Origin of the sequence: Kribbella koreensis, assembly GCF_039525325.1 — a bacterium.
Lineage (GTDB): Bacteria > Actinomycetota > Actinomycetes > Propionibacteriales > Kribbellaceae > Kribbella > Kribbella koreensis.
Window position 1 is genome coordinate 96,377 of record NZ_BAAAHK010000005.1, and the last position, 17,926, is coordinate 114,302.

The 17,926-nt window shown below is 68.4% G+C and carries 20 protein-coding genes; 13 read left to right on the top strand and 7 right to left on the bottom strand.

What is annotated here, in order from left to right:
- The first annotated feature begins 42 nt into the window (after positions 1 to 42).
- The 3 genes from ABD116_RS11490 (at position 43) to ABD116_RS11500 (ending at position 3,250) form a co-directional block, all read left to right on the top strand.
- On the top strand, positions 43 to 675 hold the full coding sequence (locus tag ABD116_RS11490) for a TetR/AcrR family transcriptional regulator (protein WP_343967882.1): 633 nt from the start codon (positions 43 to 45) through the stop codon (positions 673 to 675).
- On the top strand, positions 672 to 2,213 hold the full coding sequence (locus tag ABD116_RS11495) for a glycerol-3-phosphate dehydrogenase/oxidase (RefSeq protein WP_343967884.1): 1,542 nt from the start codon (positions 672 to 674) through the stop codon (positions 2,211 to 2,213). Before ABD116_RS11490 ends, ABD116_RS11495 begins: the two co-directional genes overlap by 4 nt.
- An 80-nt stretch (positions 2,214 to 2,293) precedes the next feature.
- Positions 2,294 to 3,250: a DUF4328 domain-containing protein gene (locus ABD116_RS11500; protein ID WP_343967886.1), complete on the top strand. Its 957-nt coding sequence runs from the start codon at positions 2,294 to 2,296 to the stop codon at positions 3,248 to 3,250.
- Positions 3,251 to 3,253: 3 nt separating this feature from the next.
- Here ABD116_RS11500 and ABD116_RS11505 read toward each other — a convergent pair whose 3' ends face one another.
- Both ABD116_RS11505 and ABD116_RS11510 read right to left on the bottom strand, forming a co-directional pair.
- Positions 3,254 to 4,018 (bottom strand): protein phosphatase 2C domain-containing protein, encoded by a 765-nt coding sequence (locus ABD116_RS11505; protein ID WP_343967889.1) that lies wholly within the window; start codon positions 4,016 to 4,018, stop codon positions 3,254 to 3,256.
- A gap of 4 nt (positions 4,019 to 4,022) precedes the next feature.
- Complete coding sequence (locus ABD116_RS11510) at positions 4,023 to 4,934, bottom strand: NAD-dependent epimerase/dehydratase family protein (protein WP_343967891.1); 912 nt, start codon at positions 4,932 to 4,934, stop codon at positions 4,023 to 4,025.
- Positions 4,935 to 5,009: 75 nt separating this feature from the next.
- Here ABD116_RS11510 and ABD116_RS11515 point away from each other — a divergent pair, with 75 nt between their 5' ends.
- Complete coding sequence (locus tag ABD116_RS11515) at positions 5,010 to 5,621, top strand: pentapeptide repeat-containing protein (RefSeq protein ID WP_343967893.1); 612 nt, start codon at positions 5,010 to 5,012, stop codon at positions 5,619 to 5,621.
- A 115-nt stretch (positions 5,622 to 5,736) separates the two neighbouring features.
- Here ABD116_RS11515 and ABD116_RS11520 read toward each other — a convergent pair whose 3' ends face one another.
- On the bottom strand, positions 5,737 to 6,366 hold the full coding sequence (locus ABD116_RS11520; protein ID WP_343967896.1) for a VanZ family protein: 630 nt from the start codon (positions 6,364 to 6,366) through the stop codon (positions 5,737 to 5,739).
- 277 nt (positions 6,367 to 6,643) lie between these two features.
- Positions 6,644 to 6,901: a metal-sensitive transcriptional regulator gene (locus tag ABD116_RS11525; RefSeq protein WP_343967898.1), complete on the bottom strand. Its 258-nt coding sequence runs from the start codon at positions 6,899 to 6,901 to the stop codon at positions 6,644 to 6,646.
- Positions 6,902 to 7,111: 210 nt separating this feature from the next.
- On the opposite strand from ABD116_RS11525, the gene ABD116_RS11530 reads away from it, so the two are divergent.
- The 5 genes from ABD116_RS11530 (at position 7,112) to ABD116_RS11550 (ending at position 10,719) form a co-directional block, all read left to right on the top strand.
- Positions 7,112 to 7,414 carry a rhodanese-like domain-containing protein gene (locus tag ABD116_RS11530; RefSeq protein WP_343967899.1) on the top strand — a complete coding sequence of 101 codons (303 nt, stop codon included), beginning with the start codon at positions 7,112 to 7,114 and terminating at the stop codon, positions 7,412 to 7,414.
- Positions 7,415 to 7,421: 7 nt separating this feature from the next.
- A complete protein-coding gene (locus ABD116_RS11535; RefSeq protein WP_343967902.1) occupies positions 7,422 to 8,831 on the top strand; it encodes an MBL fold metallo-hydrolase in 1,410 nt (469 codons plus the stop codon).
- Between the two features lie 7 nt (positions 8,832 to 8,838).
- The gene (locus tag ABD116_RS11540; protein ID WP_343967904.1) at positions 8,839 to 9,657 is read left to right on the top strand and encodes a TSUP family transporter; all 819 of its coding nucleotides are present in this window, start codon (positions 8,839 to 8,841) and stop codon (positions 9,655 to 9,657) included.
- A gap of 42 nt (positions 9,658 to 9,699) precedes the next feature.
- A complete protein-coding gene (locus tag ABD116_RS11545) occupies positions 9,700 to 9,864 on the top strand; it encodes a hypothetical protein (RefSeq protein ID WP_343967905.1) in 165 nt (54 codons plus the stop codon).
- A gap of 153 nt (positions 9,865 to 10,017) precedes the next feature.
- The gene (locus tag ABD116_RS11550; RefSeq protein WP_343967907.1) at positions 10,018 to 10,719 is read left to right on the top strand and encodes a DUF2202 domain-containing protein; all 702 of its coding nucleotides are present in this window, start codon (positions 10,018 to 10,020) and stop codon (positions 10,717 to 10,719) included.
- Here the strand turns inward: ABD116_RS11550 and ABD116_RS11555 are convergent.
- Together ABD116_RS11555 and ABD116_RS11560 are read right to left on the bottom strand one after the other, a co-directional pair.
- Positions 10,684 to 11,823, bottom strand: coding sequence for a sensor histidine kinase (locus ABD116_RS11555; protein WP_343967909.1), 1,140 nt, complete (start codon positions 11,821 to 11,823; stop codon positions 10,684 to 10,686). The two genes, ABD116_RS11550 and ABD116_RS11555, sit on opposite strands and share 36 nt — an antisense overlap.
- A complete protein-coding gene (locus ABD116_RS11560; protein ID WP_343967911.1) occupies positions 11,820 to 12,509 on the bottom strand; it encodes a response regulator transcription factor in 690 nt (229 codons plus the stop codon). Before ABD116_RS11560 ends, ABD116_RS11555 begins: the two co-directional genes overlap by 4 nt.
- A 256-nt stretch (positions 12,510 to 12,765) precedes the next feature.
- Here ABD116_RS11560 and ABD116_RS11565 point away from each other — a divergent pair, with 256 nt between their 5' ends.
- The 3 genes from ABD116_RS11565 (at position 12,766) to ABD116_RS11575 (ending at position 15,757) form a co-directional block, all read left to right on the top strand.
- Complete coding sequence (locus ABD116_RS11565; RefSeq protein ID WP_343967913.1) at positions 12,766 to 13,968, top strand: NAD(P)/FAD-dependent oxidoreductase; 1,203 nt, start codon at positions 12,766 to 12,768, stop codon at positions 13,966 to 13,968.
- Positions 13,969 to 14,028: 60 nt separating this feature from the next.
- Positions 14,029 to 15,144 carry a PIG-L family deacetylase gene (locus ABD116_RS11570; protein ID WP_343967915.1) on the top strand — a complete coding sequence of 372 codons (1,116 nt, stop codon included), beginning with the start codon at positions 14,029 to 14,031 and terminating at the stop codon, positions 15,142 to 15,144.
- A gap of 145 nt (positions 15,145 to 15,289) precedes the next feature.
- Positions 15,290 to 15,757, top strand: a complete 468-nt coding sequence (locus tag ABD116_RS11575; RefSeq protein ID WP_343967917.1) for a GNAT family N-acetyltransferase — start codon at positions 15,290 to 15,292, stop codon at positions 15,755 to 15,757.
- On the opposite strand, the gene ABD116_RS11580 is transcribed toward ABD116_RS11575, so the two are convergent.
- Entirely contained in the window at positions 15,751 to 16,833 is a 1,083-nt protein-coding gene (locus ABD116_RS11580; protein ID WP_343967919.1) for an aldo/keto reductase, read from the bottom strand. The genes ABD116_RS11575 and ABD116_RS11580 overlap by 7 nt on opposite strands.
- A 141-nt stretch (positions 16,834 to 16,974) precedes the next feature.
- Between ABD116_RS11580 and ABD116_RS11585 the strand changes: the two genes are divergently transcribed.
- Entirely contained in the window at positions 16,975 to 17,868 is an 894-nt protein-coding gene (locus tag ABD116_RS11585) for an AraC family transcriptional regulator (RefSeq protein ID WP_343967920.1), read from the top strand.
- Positions 17,869 to 17,926 lie beyond the last annotated feature (58 nt).

Genomic DNA, 17,926 nt, shown 5'->3' on the forward strand with positions numbered 1-17,926 from the left:
GCTCTTGCAGTCGGCGAAGTCGCTGATACACTCTGACGTGTGATGTCTCAGCGTAGCAGCGAATCGGATACCTCCTCCAGCTCCACCGGATCGTCGCGCCCGACGCCGGCGAACGCGATCGGCGAGGAGCGGATCCTGGACGCGGCGTACGAACTGCTGCTCGCGATCGGCATGCGCCGGATGACGATGGCTGACATCGCCCGCCACGCGGAGGTCTCCCGCGCCACCCTGTACCGCCGCTGGCCGAACGTACAGGCGGTGGTCGCCGCCCTGATGACCCGCGAGTGGACGACAGCGCTCGTCTCCGCCTTCCAGCCCGACGCCGTCGACGGCCGCTCCCGCCTGGTCGAGGGCGTCGTCGAGGTAGTCGCCAAGACCCGCACCCACCCACTGATGCGCAAGATCATCGAGCTCGACCCCGAGTTCCTCACGCCGTACCTGCTGGAGCGACGCGGCAGCAGCACCGTCGCGCACCTCGCGCTGGTGAAGGCCGGCATCGAGTCCGGTCAGGCCGACGGTTCGATCCGCGACGGCGACTCCGACTGGCTGTCCCGGCAGATCATCCTGGTCTCGCTCGCCTCCGCGGTCTCCGGACCGGTGCTCGCCGAGCCGAAGGAGTACCCCGAGCTCGACGAGGAGCTGCGGGTGATGCTCACCAGGTATCTGACGCCATGATCGCGGTCGGCAACGCCAGCCTCAACGCGGCCCGGCGGACTCGCGAGCTCGAGTGGCTCGACACGACCGGCCGGGTCGATGTCCTCGTGATCGGCGGCGGCGTCACCGGCACCGGCGTCGCTCTCGACGCGGCCGCCCGCGGTCTCACCGTCGCGCTGGTCGAGAAGCACGACCTCGCCTTCGGTACCAGCCGCTGGAGCTCGAAGCTCGTCCACGGCGGCCTCCGCTACCTCGCCTCCGGACATGTCGGCATCGCCTACGAGAGCGCAGTCGAGCGCGGCATCCTGATGAAGACGACCGCACCTCATCTCGTCCATCCGGTGCCGCAGGTCGCACCCTGGTTTCCGGAGGCGCGTCTCGCCCAGGCGGCCTTGCTGCGCAGCGCATTCCTCGGCGGCGACGTACTCCGCACCTTCGCCCGTACCAGCGACGACTACCTGCCGCACTCCCGCCGGGTGAGTTCAGCCGAGGTACTGCGGTACGCGCCAACCGTCCGCCCGCAGGGTCTCCGCGGCGGCTTCCTCACCTGGGACGGCCAGCTCTATGACGACGCACGACTCGTGGTCGCCATCGCGCGCACCGCAGCGTCGTACGGAGCCCGCATCATCACGCGCTGCGCCGCCGAACAGGTGACCGGTCGGGGAGCGGTGCTGGTGGATCAGCTGTCCGGCCGGCGGATCGACCTCGACGCCGGCATCGTCGTCAACGCGACCGGCATCTGGGCCGATCAAGTTGCCTCGGGCATCAAACTGCGGCCGAGCCGGGGGACGCACCTGGTGCTGCCGCAATCCGCGTTCGGTGGGCTGTCCGCAGTACTGACCGTGCCGGTGCCGGGGGAGTTGCGGCGGGTCGTGATGGCGATCCCCGCACCTGATGGACGCGTCTATGTCGGGCTGACGGATGAAGAGGCGCCTGGTCCGGTGAGCGATGTTCCACGTGCAACGGAGGCCGAGATCGACTTCCTGCTGTCGACGATCAGCACGGCTGTGCGGGTCCCACTGACGCGTGACGACCTGCTCGGCAGCTACGCGGGTCTTCGGCCGCTGCTCGACACCGGTCATCACAAGGGGCTGGACAAGACGGCGGACATCTCGCGGCGGCATGCGGTGATCACGAGTCCCGACGGGGTGGTGACGATCGTGGGCGGCAAGCTCACGACGTACCGGCGGATGGCGCAGGACACGCTCGACACTGCACTGGATCAATCTGGCGTCGAGGTGCGGCGGCCATGTCTGACGCATCGGCTTCCGCTGGTGGGGGCCGCGAGCCGGGTGCAACTGGCGGCGGTGCGGGCGCCTGCGCGCTTCGTCGAGCGGTACGGCGTGGAGGCGACGGACGTGATCGCGGTCGAGCCGGGGCTGCTCGCGCCGATCGCGCCGGGGTTGGCGACGACGCATGCGGAGCTGCGTTTCGCAGTACGGCATGAAGGGGCACTCACCGAGGACGACCTGCTCGACCGGCGGACCCGGATCGGGTTGTCCGCGACAGATCGGGCGCTGGCGCTGCCGGCGGCTCGGGAGGCGTTCGCAGCGGTTTGAGGTTTGCCGCTTTTGGCCCTGTGGACAACTCCTCTGCGGTCCTGCGAGCGGGTTAACTTGTCTGTGGGGAGGTGAGGTCGGTGAGTCAGCCGTATCCGGGGCCGCCCGGCTATCACCCGGCGCCGTATCTGGGGATGCCGGTGCGGACGTACAAGCCACTGCGGCAGATCACCGTGGTGTTTCTCGTCCTGATGGTGCTGACCACGCTCGTCGCCATCCTGCAGGCCGTGCTGATGTGGCGTTCGTACGACGAGGTGAAGCGGCTCGTGTACGGGCTGCTGTCCGAGGACGAGCTCGCTCGCGGAGTGGAATCGATCGGCAATGCCGGGCCGTTGCTCGACCTCATCAGCCTGCTGGTGCCGGCGACCGGCGTCTTCTTCGTGATCTGGCTGTGGAAGGCACGCGAGAACACAGAGGTGTTCGCGCCGTCCGGCGGTGTCACCTATCAAGGAGCGAAGCGGCTCGGCGACGGCGTGCATCGGCGCGAGCAGGGGTGGGTGATCGGCAGCTGGATCTGCCCGATCGTCCAGTTCTGGTATCCGCTGCAGGTGGTCGAGGACGTGATTCGCGCCAGCGAACCGCCGGGCCGGCCCGGTCAGGCGAAGTCGTCGCGGGGGTTGCTCTACGGCTGGTGGGCCGCGTGGACGACGTTCTGGCTGATCATCGTCGGCGGGAGTGGGTTCGCACTGGTCAGCTTCGTCGTCTGGGTGGTGCGGCTGGTCCATCGCAAGGAGATCGCCGACGCGACCGGTGACTATGTGGACATCTACGACCTGCAGAGCTTCATGGTTCGGACCGCCCTCGGCGTGAACATCGCCTTCACCGTCGCCGCGGTCCTGCTCGCTGTCGCAGGGGTCGCGATCGTCCGGCTCATGTTCCGCACCAACGCCTGGCAGGACGAGCGGATGGCACCCCCGCTCACCGACACACCGCCCGGCCCCCCGCAATACGCTCCCCGCCCACCAGACTTCCCGTCGTACGCGCCCTACCCGCCGTCGTCCTCCACGCCCTACGCGCCATCGCCCCGGCAGCCCTGACCTTCACCTCCGCCGTAGCAGCCGGCAGAGGACGGCGGTTGCGTCGTCGTGGCGTTTGCCGCGGAAGGTGCCGGCGGGGGCATCGGCGTCGTAGCGTCTGACCTTGTCGATCAGGGTTTGGGGGCCCGCTGTCGCGAGGGTGTCGACCAGGTCTTCCCAGGGGTGGCCGTAGCGCTCGGAGTAGCGGGAGGCGCCGTCGGTGAGCAGGGCGATCAGCTCGATGGCTGTGCGTTCGGTAGTACCGGCGACTGCTTCGTACGCCGCTTTGGGTTCGGTGCTGGCGACCCAGAACCCACCCGGCTGATTGCGCAACCGGCGTACGGCCTCGAACGTGTACTCCGGCAGCAGGTCGACCCGGTTGTCGGCGACGACCGTCACCTGCCGATCGGGAGCGCGTAGCACGATCGGGGAGTCGGCCAGCACGAGATGCTCGACCTGCTCGTCACCCACCCGCACCATCGCGACGGTCGATGACGGACTGTCGGGGTTGGCCAGATCGCACGTGTCCGCATGCTCACCTCGCGCTGCCGTGATCGCGTCCGCGAGCAGATCGGCGAGCGGCGCCTCCGACCGCCCGAGCAGGGGGAGCGCCAACTGTGTCCCCAACCGAGCAACCAGCCAGGCCACCGAGTGCACACACCCCGACTCGATCCCCTTCGGAGCGGTCGCGCCATCCAGCACCACCACGAAGTCCGGCCCACTCACCACCAGATCCTCGTTCGGCCCCACCCGATCCGGCGCCGGCTCACAAACCGACCAGATATCCACAACCTCATTCTCGGGGGCGGGCGGTCCAGGTGTCGGTGAGGGACTGGTCCAGCGGGATCTTGCTGGACCAGCCGAGGTGTTTGCTGATCAAGCTGGTGTCGGCCTGCTGCCAGGCGACCGCATCGGCGGGGGAGCCCGCGTGGCCGGCATGCGCCTCACCCTCGACGATCTTCGTCCTGGTGCCGCTGACCTCGATCAGCTTGTTGATCGCGTCGCGCGCCAGCGTCGCCTTGCCGGAGCCGACGTTGAATACCGGCGGCAGCTTGCCCTCCGCCGTCGCGACCGCCAGCACGGCCTCGGCGACATCCCGTACGTCGACATAGTCCCGCCACGCCTCGAGCGACCCGAGCTGGATCGTGTCGGTCGTACCGAGCTGTCGCAGTACCCGCCCGAACAGGGTGCTCGGCGGCGACCCCGGCCCGGTGATGTTGAAGGACCGCAACACGACGGCGTCGGCGCCGTTGCGCTGCGCACGGAGTACCAGCTCGGAACCGGCCAGCTTCGTGAACCCGTACGCCGCTCCCGGCCGGAGCTCCGCCTGCTCGTCCTGGCTCGTACCGCGCGGCGCACCGCCGTACTCCGCGGCCGAACCGATCTGGACGAAGCGCGCATTGCTCGCGTGCCCGTTCATCGAGGAGAGCAGCGACTGGACCGCGACGACGTTGCCGCGGGTGAGCTCGAGGACATCGCCATGGGTGGCGGCCGCGGCGTTGACGATCACCGTCGGCTTGTACGCACCGAGCTGGGTGTCCAGCGCATAGCAGTGCCCGCTGGCCAGGTCGAAGCGCCGATGCGGATCGCCGGTCGACCGCGTGAACCCGCGATGCTCGATCCCGCGCTCCGCCAGCAACCGGCAGATCGCGCTCCCCAGGAAGCCGCCGGCGCCGAACACCATCACTCGCTCTGATCCGCTCACATCGTCCATCCTCCTGGCTGGTCTGAACTTTGTCGGTGGTCCGAGGCAAACTGCTGGGAAACCAAGGGGAGTGTCATGGCAGAGCGCATGGGTGGCCGGTCGGCGCCCAAGACCGAATCGACCGTCCGCGACTGGGACGACGCCGATCCGTCCGGGCAGACGTACAGCCGGGTGCTGTTCATCGACTCGGACCTGACCGAGGTGAACAACCATCGCGGGGTGTTCGAGGAGTGCGTGTTCCGCGGCGTCCGGTTCAACGCGTCGGTGCACCATGAGGCGGCGTTCGTGAACTGCACCTTCGTCCGGTGCTCGTTCTTCGACAGCACCTTCACGAGGTGCAAGTTGATGGGCAGCATGTTCGACGACTGCACTTACAACCTGATGAAGGTCGAGGGCGGCGACTGGTCGTTCGTCGGCCTGCCCGGGGCGAACCTGACCGGCGTCGAGCTCAGCGGGACGAAGCTGCGCGAGGCCGATCTCACCGGTCTGCGAGCCGGCAAGTCGGTACTGCGGAACGTCGACCTGTCCGGCGCCTCGATGCAACGCGCCGACTTCACCGGCGCGGACCTGCGCGGATCCGACCTCTCGACGCTCGATCCACTCAGCGTCACGCTCAAGGACGCGATCGTCGACCTACCCCAGGCGATCGTCATCACCACCTCCCTCGGGTTGGAGGTGCGCCCCTGACCCGAGTGATCCACGCCACCTTCAGGGGCCGGCGCTGGTCGCAGCCTGTGGATATCTCCAGGGTTATGACCCGTCATCCCCCGGTTTACCCACAACCTGTGGATAACTATTCGACTCATCGCGCCCTGGCGACCGGTCGGGTCTTGGCCAGCGCGGGGGCCAGTTCGGCTCGGCGGTGGCGGGCTGCCGGGCGTCTGACCAGCATCGCGCTGTGCTCCACGACGTACCCAGGGTTCGTCAGGGTGATCGGGCGAGTGGCGGCCTGCAATGCGACCTGCAGACCGGCGGCCAGGCCGACGCCGGCGAAGGCGCCGAGGGTGTTCGCGATCAGGTCGTGCAGCTGACACGAGCGGCCGAGCGGCGGGATCAGCGCCTGGATCGCCTCCACGGCCGCGGACATCCCGATCCCCGCCGCGATCCCGTCCGCGGGCCGGCCACTCGCCAGGGTCAGCAGCCCGGCGGCCGGGATGAACAGCAGGACGTTGAGCAGCCCTTGCAGCGAGGTGAGCCCGCCGGTGGTGGTCAGGTGCGTCCCGCAGGTACCGATCCCGGGTAATCGGTGGCTGGTCGGACTGAGCGTCGCCGCGAGGATCAGCGCGAAGGCGGCGGGCATCAGCAGCGCCGCGACCCGGGGGACGAGATCACCGGGCCGGCGTACCGACGAGATGGCGATCGGAATCGCCATCCCGGTCAGCACGACCCAGGTGTCCAGCAGGTGCGGAATACCGCGATAGGTCTCGAGCACGCGTCCGGAACCTCCGTAGTCGACCGGCCCACGCAGTCCCGGTAGGTATCCGCGCGATCACGTCGTCAGTGGTTTTCCCGATGTCTCTTCCTCCACAGAGACTCCGGCGTTCACTCCATCGACCGCTAGGTCACCCAGAACATCTGCACGCACCCGCAAACAAACAGTGAGTATCCCGTGACAATCCGTACACGAACTGTCACGCCACCTCTCTATCGATTGCACCAGGCAACCAAATTAGTAGCCTGAGGCAACGGATTCGGCCGGGCCGGCGCGGTCAGGCCAGGGCGAGGAAGAGCTTCTCCATCTTGGCGACGTCGACATCGCTGTCCTCGTCGGTGAGGCAGTGCTGCAGACCGGTCGCGACGACGGCGAACCCGGCACGCGCGAGCGCCTTGTTCACGGCGGCGAGCTGGGTGAGGACCGACTCGCAGTCCGCCCCCTCCTCCATCATCCGGATCACACTGCCGAGGTGCCCGTGGGCGCGCTTCATCCGGGTGATGATCGGCTTGATGTCGGTCGGGTCGAGGTCCATCAGTGTCCTTCTGTCTCATCCAGGGCGGCCAGGGCCGCGGTCAGAGGTTCGCGCGCGTCGGCGGCGACGATCGTGCCGAGCGGCTCACCGGCGACTTCCTTCTCGGCTGGTCTTCCCACAGTACATCCCCCCGGGGGGATATGTTATGTTGATACATATCCCCCCGGGGGGATGCTGTGAGAGCACCGCAGTCTGAGGAAGGAACCGCTGATGCGGGAGATCGACACCGCCCAACTCGCCGCCGCGCTGGACTCCGGCGCCACTGTCGTGGACGTCCGGGAGCCCCGTGAGTTCGCCGGCGGCCACATCCCCGGCGCGATCAACATTCCGATGGGCCGGCTGACCGGCCGCCTCGACGAGCTCGACCGCTCGGCACCGGTCTACGTCGTCTGCGCCACCGGCAACCGCTCGTCGGCGATGACCGACGTATTGGTCGCGGCCGGTTTCGACGCCCACAACGTCGCCGGCGGCACGTCCGCCTGGACCCGGTCCGGGCGAGAGACCTACAAGTGAGGCCACGATGACAGAGCCCAGTACACGCATCGCTACACCCGGCCACGCCGGCGCCGGCCTGACCATTCGCGTCATCGACACCCCCTCGCTGGGTGATCGCAGTTATCTCGTCCACGACGGTGAGGTGGCCTTCGTCATCGACCCGCAGCGCGACCTCGACCGGGTCCTGGAGCTCGTCCAGGCCGAGAAGGTCCGGCTGACTCACGTCTTCGAGACGCATATCCACAACGACTACGTCACCGGCGGGCTCGCGCTGGCCCAGGCGACCGGGGCGGAGTACCTGGTCAACGCCGACGACAAGGTCTCCTTCGATCGCACCCCGATCCACGACGGCGACGTCGTCGGGATCGGCGACCGGATGCGGGTGCGCGTCATCCACACCCCTGGCCATACCTTCACCCACCTGTCGTACGCGCTGACCGACGTCGACGAGCCGGTCGCGGTCTTCACCGGCGGATCCCTGCTGTACGGCGCGACCGGGCGGCCCGATCTGCTCGGCCCCGACCACACCGACGCTCTGGTGCGCCACCAGCACGCCTCCGCGCACAAGCTCGCGGACACCCTGCCCGACGGCACCGAGGTCTACCCGACCCACGGATTCGGGTCCTTCTGCTCCGCGACCCAGTCCGAGGCAACGTCGTCGACGATCGGGCAGGAGAAGCGAGCCAATCCGGTGCTGACCAGGGACGAGGAGAGCTACGTCCGCGAGCTGCTCGCCGGACTGAACGCCTGGCCCGCGTACTACGTGCACATGGCCCCCGCCAACTCGGCCGGGCCGAGTGCGCCCGACCTGACCTTGCCCGAGAGGGCCGACGCCACCGAGCTACGCCGCCGCATCGAGGCCGGCGAGTGGGTCGTCGATCTGCGTAACCGCACCGCGTTCGCGGCCGGCCACGCTCCCGGCACCCTCAACTTCGGTCTCGACGGCGCGTTCTCGACGTACGTCGGCTGGCTCATCGACTGGGGTACGCCGGTGACGCTGCTGGGCCGCACGGCCGAGGATGTCGCCCAGGCGCAGCGCGAGCTCGTCCGGATCGGGATCGACCGCCCCGCGGCGCACGCCACCGGAGGGCCGGAGAACTGGAGTACCGGCGCTCCCGTGTCCTTCCCGACCGCTTCTTTCGCCGATCTCGCGCAGGTTCTCCACCATCGCGAGGTGGTCGTCCTGGACGTCCGCCGCACCGACGAGCACGAGTCGGCCCGGATCCGCGACGCGGTGAACATCCCGATCCACGAGCTGCCGCGACGGCTGGCAGAGGTGCCGCTCGGTGAGATCTGGGTGCATTGCGCGGCCGGTTACCGCGCCTCGATCGCCGCGTCCTTCCTGGACGCAGCCGGCCGCAGACCGGTCGCTGTCGACGACGAGTTCGAGAACGCCGCGAAGACCGGGCTCGACGTCGTCGGACCGCAGGCATGACCGAGCAGTGACGATCCTTCTCGCCATCGTCGCCGGTGCGCTGATCGGGCTCAGCCTGGGCGCGCTCGGTGGCGGCGGCTCGATTCTCGCCGTACCGGTGCTGGTGTACCTGCTCGGCCAGTCCGCCGTGCAGGCCACGGCCGGCTCGCTGGTCGTGGTCGGCGTGACCTCGCTCATCGGCGCGATCGCCGCCTATCGCTCAGGCAACGTCCTGCCAGGACGCGGCATCGCCTTCGGACTCGTGGCTATCGGCGGCGCGGTGCTCGGCGCTCAGGCCTCGACCCGGGTCCCACCGGCGGTACTGATGGCCTGCTTCGCCGTTCTCATGCTCGTCGTCGGCGGTCTGATGACGTGGCGTCAACTGCGCCATGCCCGCAACCCCCGGCTCGTGAGCCCACCGGCCCTCGATGATCCGATCATCACCTTCACCCCAACCTTTGCCTGCGCCTGTCCGAGAGCGCTCAAAGTCCTCGTCACCGCCACGGCGGTCGGGTTGCTGACCGGGTTCCTCGGTGTCGGCGGCGGCTTCCTCGTCGTACCGGCGCTCCTGCTCGCTCTCGGTCTGCCGATCCGGTACGCGGCCGGGACCTCCCTGGTCGTCATCACCATCACCAGTGCCGCGGCCCTGACTGCCCGCGCCGGATCCGGCGCGGGCCCCGACTGGGGAGTCGTGCTCATGCTCACCGCAGTCGCGGCCACCGCGGCCGTCGTCGGCGCTCGCCTGACCGCGAGGGTCGGCACTGCCCGCTTGTCCGCAGCCTTTACCGTGCTCGTCCTCGTCGTCGCGATCTACACCGCGACCCAGGCGATCCCCGCCCTCGTCTGATCTCAACCGCCGATTCCAGGCCCAGCAAAAGGAGTACCAACCATGTGCCGACCCGTCACCTGCAAGACCTGCGCCAAGACCACCTGGGCAGGCTGCGGCCAGCACATCGCCCAGGTCAAAGCGATCGTCCCCTCCGACCAGTGGTGCCCCGGCCACCCCAAGTCCGAGCGCCAAGGCGGCTGGTTCTCCCGGCTCTTCGGCCGCTGACACCCGGCCGGGACGAACAGCCGACCTGGCTGATCCGTCGGAGCCGGTCCTCGCGGCTCCGACGGCCGTCACGGCAACTTCACGAACGGCGACGCGGTTCCTTCATACCGCGGAGGTCCACTGAAGGTGTGGATACCTGAGGAGGCCGCGAACATGAGTACCTGGCGCAAGATGATCCTCGCCACCACGAGCGCAGTCGTGATCCTGTTCGGTGGTGGTCTCGCCGCGATCGCGGTGGGGCGGTCGCCGACCGCCGACGTCGGCGTACCAACCGTCACACCGCAACAACAGCAGGATCTGCGCTTCACCCGCGACGAGGAGCGGATGGCCCTCGATCTCTACCGGCTGCTCGCCGATCGGTACGAAGCGGTGCCGATCTTCGAGACCATCAGCCGCAGCGAGCAGCGGCATTTCGATGCGGTCGGCAACGTCCTCGTTCGGTACGACGTCCAGGACCCGTCAGCCGGCAAGGCCGCCGGCGTCTACACCGACGCGACGATCCAGAGACTGTACGACGGCTGGAAGGCCCAGGGCCTGAAGTCGTCCGACGAGGCGCTGAAGGCCGCGATCGCCCTCGAGACGCGGGACATCGCGGACCTGGAGCGGCTGGCCGCCAAGGACAACCCAGCCGACGTCGAATGGCTCTACACGCATCTGCTGGCCGCCTCCAGACACCATCTGTCCGCCTTCACCGCAGTGTCCGAAGGTGACGTGTCAGGGACCGGATGTCCGCGGATGGGCACCATGTGGGACCTCGACGACGGAGGCCGGGGCACCGATGACGGGTCCGGTTTCGGCGATCACGGGCGGCGGAACGGATCAGGGCCGATGGGTCACGGAGGAATGTTCCGGTAACGATTCATCCGGCCGGGCTGCGGTCGCGGGCAGTGTCACCGTGAAGGTCGCTCCCGCACCGAGCCCAGGTGAGGAAGCCGTGATGTCACCGCCGTGAGCCCGGGCGATTCCGCGCGCGATGGTCAGCCCGATCCCAGAACCAGGACCGCCCCCGTGGTCACCAGAGCGGTTCGGTACCCGGTAGAACCGCTCGAAGACACGCTCCAAGTCGTCGCGCGCCAAACCCTCGCCGTCGTCGATCACCCAGATCTTTGCCAGGCCGTCCTGCTGTCTTGTGCGAATCTCGACGGTGCCGCCTGACCGGGCCGCCCGCAACGCGTTGCCCAGCAGGTTCGTCACCACCTGCGCCAGGCGGTCCGGATCGCCCCAGACGCGGACCCGATCCGGATCGCCGGTCACGACGAGCCGGACGCAGGCTTCGTCGAACTGCGGGCGCAAGTGCTCGGCGGATTGCTCCACCAGCGCCGAGAGATCGACCGCCCGGGCCCGTAGATCCAGCAGCTTCTCCTCCGCTCTCGACAGTGTGCTCAGGTCGTCGGTGAGCCGCCGCAGGCGATGCAGTTCGGTCATCACCGGCTGCAGCGTCTCCACGGTCAGTGGAAACACCCCGTCGACCATGCCCTCGACGTACCCGTCGACGACCGTCAGCGGAGTACGGAGTTCGTGCGCGACGTCGGAGATCAACCGAACCCGGCGTCCCTCGGTGTCCGCGAGCCGTCCCGCCAGGTCGTTCACGTCCTGGACGAGGTCGGCGAGCTCGGCCTCCCTGGGTAGCGCCACCTGTTCGTCGTAGTGGCCGTCCGCCAGCCGCCGGGTGGCCGCCCGGACCGCCCGCAACGGGCTGAGCAACCGGCGTGCGGCCAGGGCGGCAGCCGCTCCCGCGACCACCGCGCTGAGCACCAGGCCGGCCACCAGCGACCTGTTCACGGCCGACACGAACGTCGCCCGGAGCTCACCCGGCTGCCCGCCGGCGCGACCCATCATTCTCATGCCGGAATCGAAGAACGCCGGCGCCAGCAGACGGACCACGGCGTACGTCGACACCGCACCGATGACCGCGACCGCCAGGTGCGAGACGAACAAGCGGACCGACAGCCGGTTCATACCGGACCCGGAAGGAACTTGTAGCCGATCCCGCGGACCGTGCCGATGATGCCCGGCCGGGCCGCGTCGTCGTGCAACTGCTGACGCAGGTTGCGGATGTGCACATCGACCACCCGCTCGTCGCCGTAGAAGTCGTACCCCCACACCCGTTCCAGCAGTTGGCGACGGGAGAACACGCGGCCGGGTGATTCCGTGAGTGCGACGAGCAGATCGAACTCGAGTGTGGTCAGCTGGACCGGTTGATCCTGGACCGTCACCTCACGACGGGCCAGATCCACGGTGAGCCCAGGGAAGACGTGCCGGTCCTCGTCCGCGTCCGCAGCGGTCCGGCTCCGCCGAAGTACGGTCTTCACCCGAGCCGTGACCTCACGCGGGCTGAACGGCTTCGTGATGTAGTCGTCGGCACCCAGGCCGAGACCGATCAGCTTGTCGACCTCCTCGGTCCGGGCGGTGACGAGCAGCACGAACACCTCGCTGAACGTCCGGATCCGGCGAAGTACCTCAAGACCGTCCAGGTCGGGCAGCATGACGTCCAGTAGGACCACGGCAGGCTCCCGGTGGCGTACACAATGCACGGCGTCGGTGCCTGTGGCCGCCTCGACGACCTGGAAGCCCTCGGCCTCCAGGTAGCCCCGCAGCACCCGGCGGATCTCCGGCTCGTCGTCGACGACGAGCACCTCGCGCATCCGGTCCTCCTTCTACTGCCTCGTGACGGTTCGCCGTGGACGAAACACCGGGACGCCCACACGCGTTCAGTGGACAGCCGATGCGGGACGCCGCCACAGAGTCTTAGGACCTGTACCGATCGGACCCGCGGTCCGCCGGTCGGGCGGCACCGGTACGTGGGGACCTCTGGCCCTCCGTGCCGGGTCGCACGACTCTCTTGACGTGGGCACCCGGCCGGTAGACCCGAACTAGGGGATGCCGACCGAGGAGGCTGCAATGCGCAAGAAGGTAGTGGTCCTGGGCGCCAACTTCGCAGGGATGACCGCAGCGCTGGCCGTCCGCCACGAGTTGCACGGAGACGTAGACGTGAGAGTGGTTTCGGCCAGCGACCACTTCCTCTTCAATCCCAGCCTGATCTGGCTGCCGTTCGGCAAGCGGGACAGCAACGACATCACCTTCCTGGTGGAGCCGACCCTGTACCACCGCGGCATCGAGTTCATCCACGCGGCGGCCACCAAGCTGGACCCGGTCGCGAAGAAGGTCACCACCGACGACGGCCGGGAGCTGCGCTACGACTACCTCGTCATCGCAACGGGGTACCGCAACAAGAACGACGTCGTTCCCGGATTCAAGGAGAACGCCAACACGATCACCACGCTCCCTGCCGCCGAGCGGACGGCCGTCGCCTGGCGCCGGTTCCTGGATCACCCCGGTGACATCGTCGTCGCCGCGTCCCAGGGAGCGGGCTGCTTCGGCGCCGCGTACGAGTTCCTGTTCAACACGGCTCACCAACTGCGCAAGGCCGGGCTGCACAAGCAGGTCAAGCTCACCTATGTGACCTCGGAACCCTTCCTCGGCCATTTCGGCATCGGTGGCCTGCCACACGGCGAGAAGCTGCTGGGGACGTTCCTCAAGAAGGAGGGCATCGACGCCCGCGTCTCGGTGGGTATCGACCACATCGACCAGGGCGCGATGGTGCTGGCCGACGGCGAGAAGCTGCCCTTCCGGTTCAGCATGGTCGTCCCGCCGTTCCTCGGGCAGCGATACCTGAGCGCGGCCAACGGACTGGCTGACGAGAAGGGCTTCGTCGCGGTCAGGGACACCTACCAGACCGAGAAGTACGACGACATCTACGCGGTCGGCGTGGCCGCGGCGGTCGAGGCGCCCTGGCACACGCCGACCCCCGTCGGTGTCCCGAAGACCGGCTTCCCGACCGAGACGATGGCCCACATCGCCGCCGCCAACATCGCCGCCCAGATCCGGGGCGAGCAGCCGGCCCACGAGAAGGCCTTCGGTGACATCCGGGCCGTCTGCGTGCTGGACGCGGGCAACAACGGCGTCATCATCCTGGCCGACAAGATGCTGCCGCCGCGCAAGCACGGCGTCCTGATCCCCGGGCCGCAGGCCCACCTGATGAAGCTCGGCTTCGAGAAGTACTTCCTCTGGAAGATGCAACACGGCTACGTACAGCTGCCCTGACGTCGATCCGTGACGGATGACGAGTCCGGTGGCGAGTTGCCGAGACTGTGGAGGTAGACGATGACTGATGTCGAAACGGCCGTTCACCGGGCCGGCACGTTGCCTGGGTGGTCCTCCGTGCTGGCGGTGGTCGCCCATCCCGATGACGAGGCGTTCGGACTGGGCGCGATCCTCGACGGCTTCGGCCGCGCCGGCGCCCGGGTCTCCGTCCTGTGCCTGACCCACGGCACGGCCCCGAAACTGGGCGCATCGGGAGACCTCCGTGCACTGCGGACTGCCGAACTGCAGCTCGCGGCCAAAGCTCTCGGGGTCGACTCGGCGGAACTGCTCGACCATCCCGACGGCGGGCTGGGCGGGGTGGAGATGATGACGCTGGCAGGCGACGTACTCGCCCGGCTCGAGGCGTCACCAGCGGATGGCCTGGTCGTCTTCGACCCGTCCGGCGTCAGCGGACATCCCGACCACGTGGCCGCCACCGCCGCCGCGCTGGCCGCCGCACGGCATGCCGATCTACCTGTCCTCGGATGGACGGTGCCCAGCACGGTGGCCCAGCACCTCAATGAGGAGTTCGGTATCGGCTTCACCGGACACGAACCCGCCGAGATAGATCTGGTGATTCGCGTCGACCGGCACCGGCAGCGCATGGCGAGCCTTGCCTACGCGTCCCAAGCCGTGCCGACAGGCATCCTGTGGCGTCGCCTCGACCTGCTCGGCGACCACGAGCACCTCCGCTGGCTACGACGCCGGCACGGCACCGCGGTCGCGACGGACGACGCCCCGTCCGTACTCAAGGTCCACCACCGAACCGGCGACAGATTCGAGATCCATGTCCGGGACCACGTGCTGTCGGTCGACCAACCAGTCGGCGCCGGCGGCGAGGACACCGCCCCGACGCCGACCGAGCTCTTCGTCGCGTCGCTGGCCACATGCGTCGCCTTCTACGCCCGCCGCTATCTGCACCGGCACCAGCTCGATACCACCGGCCTGGCCGTCGACGCATCCTTCCGGCTCGCGACCAAGCCCGCCCGGGTCGACCGCATCAGCCTCACCATCCGGCTGGCCACGGACCTTCCGCCCTCTCGGCGCGACGCGCTGCTGGCCGTCGCACGCAAGTGCACGGTTCACAATTCGATCGTCACTCCGCCCGACATCTCGGTCGACCTCTCCGACGGCTGATTCGCGCACCCGGCAACGCGCCGACTCCGGCTGGTGGTCGCGTTGCCGGGCCGCTTACCTCTTGCCCCACACCTGTTGCGCCTCCACACTTCAACTCCACATCGATCCAGCGCTCGGAGGCACCGAAATCATCACCCGGCTGGAGATGACGTCCCCCGATCAACTCGTTCCGGGGGAGCGGTCGGACGTGTCCGTCGAGTTGATCGAAGTGGGGCCTGACGAGGCGGCCGTCGTTCGGTCGACCTATGTGCGGATCTGGGAGCCCTTGAAGGCGCATGGGCGGCTGGAGTGGAGCGATGACGAGTGGAGCGCCGAGCTGTCCCACCCCGCGATCCGGAGCTGGCTTGCCCGGGTGCAGGGGGAGACGGCGGGCCTCCTGGAGTTGGAGGTCAGCGTCGACGGCGAGGTCGGCATCGTGGTGTTCGGGCTCGTTCCGGCGTACCAGGGGAGAGGGCTCGGGGCCGCGTTCCTGACCCGGGCGACGGAGCTGGCGTGGCAGCTCGGGCGGCCGACCAAGCGGGTCTGGCTGCAGACCTCCTCCGACGATCACGCCCACGCGCTCGGCAACTACAAGAGCCGTGGCTTCCAGGTCTTCTCGGCTGAGACTCAGTAGCGGACGTCGCTCTGCAGGAGTGGCGGATAGACCGTTGACTGCACCCCGTCGACCGTCGCGCCGGCGAACTGGAGCATCGCGCGCGGCGCTCCGTGCATCGGCGCGGGGTAGTTGAGAGTCGGGGCGGAGAGATCGTCCAGGGTGTTCAGCTGTTCGGGGGTCAAGGTCACTGCGAGGGCGGCGAGGTTGTTCTCCAGGTGCTCGACGCGGCGCGCTCCGATGATCGGTACGACGGTGCCTTGGCGGGCACGCAACCAGGCCAGCGCGACGGCTGCCGAGGTGGTTCCGAGTTCGTCGGCGATCTCGGCGACGGCATCGATGACGACGTACTGGGCTTCGGTGGGGCTGCCGACGTACGCAGTACGGGCCGAGTCGGTGACCTCGGTACCACGGCGGTACTTGCCGGAGAGGAAGCCGTGGCTCAGCGGGCTGTACGGGGTCAGCGCGATGCCCTGGTCGAGCGCGAACGGCGCGACCTCGCCCTCGACCGTGCGGGCCAGCAGCGAGTACTCGACTTGGAGCACGATCAACGGCGTCCAGTTCTTGAGCAGAGCCGTCGTCTGTGCCTGGGCGGTGAACCAGGCAGGCGTGTTGGAGAAGCCGATGTAGCGGATCTTGCCGGCCCGGACGAGGTCGTCGAGCGTGCTCAGCGTCTCCTCGATCGGGGTGTGGCGATCCCAGTTGTGCAGGTAGTACACGTCCAGGTAGTCGGTCTGCAGGCGGCGCAGCGTCTGGTCGAGCTGCGCGCGGATCGACGTCCGGCCGGCGCCGCCGCCGTTCGGGTCGCCGGGGAACATGTTGCCGAAGAACTTCGAGGCCAGTACGACGTGCTCGCGGCGACCCGGCTGGGCGGCGAAGTAGTCGCCGAGGATCTTCTCCGAGTGGCCGTTGGTGTAGAAGTTCGCCGTGTCGACGAAGTTGCCGCCGAGGTCGAGGTAGGTCGCGAGGATCTTCTCGGACTCCTCGACGGTGGTGCCGGCGCCGCCCGGATCCTCGCCGAACGTCATCGCGCCGAGGGCGAACGGGCTGACGCGGAGGCCCGAACGGCCGAGGGTTACATAGTGGTCGAGTTGCATGATCATGCTCCTAGTTGCTCCGAAGGTGACCTCTCTATCGAAGCTTTCAGGACCCGGCCGACGGTAGACCGTTCCTCGCTGGCTGTTGCCTATTCCGATCAATGGCGTCTGGATCGGGCTTTCGGGTGCTTTGATGGGATCGTGACCGATCCAGACCTGCTCCTCGCCGAGATCCGTGATCTCATCAGCGCGCATACGAGGGCGGACCTGCGCACCCCGATCGACGGGCTGCTGCTGGCCAGGATGGAGTCGTCGGACCCGGAGTACTCGCTCACCGAACCGCTCCTGGTCGTGATGGCCCAGGGCGCCAAGCAGCTCCTGCTGGGCGACAAGGTCTACGAGTACCGCGCGGGCGACGTCCTCATCGTCACCGCCGACCTCCCCGTCACCGGCCACTTCATCGAGGCCTCACCAGAGCAGCCCTCACTAGGCCTCGGCCTGGTACTACGCCCTGCCACCATCGCCCCACTCCTCCTGGAGTCAGCAAGACCCCGTACTACGCCCAGCGGCCCCGCCATGGCCACAGGCCCCGCCTCCCCGGAGCTCCTCGACGCAGCGGCCCGCCTGCTCCGCCTCCTCGACTCCCCGGCCGACATCCCGGTCCTGGCCCCGATGATCGAGCGCGAGATCCTCTGGCGCCTACTCACGGGCCCGTACGCCGACGTGATCCGCCAGATCGGCCTGGCCGACAGCAGCCTCACCCACATCAGCAGGGCCATCCGCTGGATCCGCGACAACTACGCCGAACCCATGCGCATCGCCGATCTGGCCAGCCTGGCCGGCATGAGCCCAGCCGCCTTCCATCGCCACTTCCGCGCCATCACCGCGCTGAGCCCGCTCCAGTTCCAGAAGCGCATCCGCCTCCAGGAAGCCCGCTCACTGCTCGCCTCCCACCCCAGCGACATCGCCGGCATCGGCCACCTGGTCGGCTACGACAGCCCCTCCCAGTTCAACCGCGAATACCGCCGCCTCTTCGGCACCCCACCAGGCCAAGACGCCGCCCGCCTCCGCACAACCACCCCCCACCTGCCTTAGCCGGCCCGTACAGGCGCATCGGCTGAGAAGATTTCTTCGGGCCGGTGTCGATCGCTGG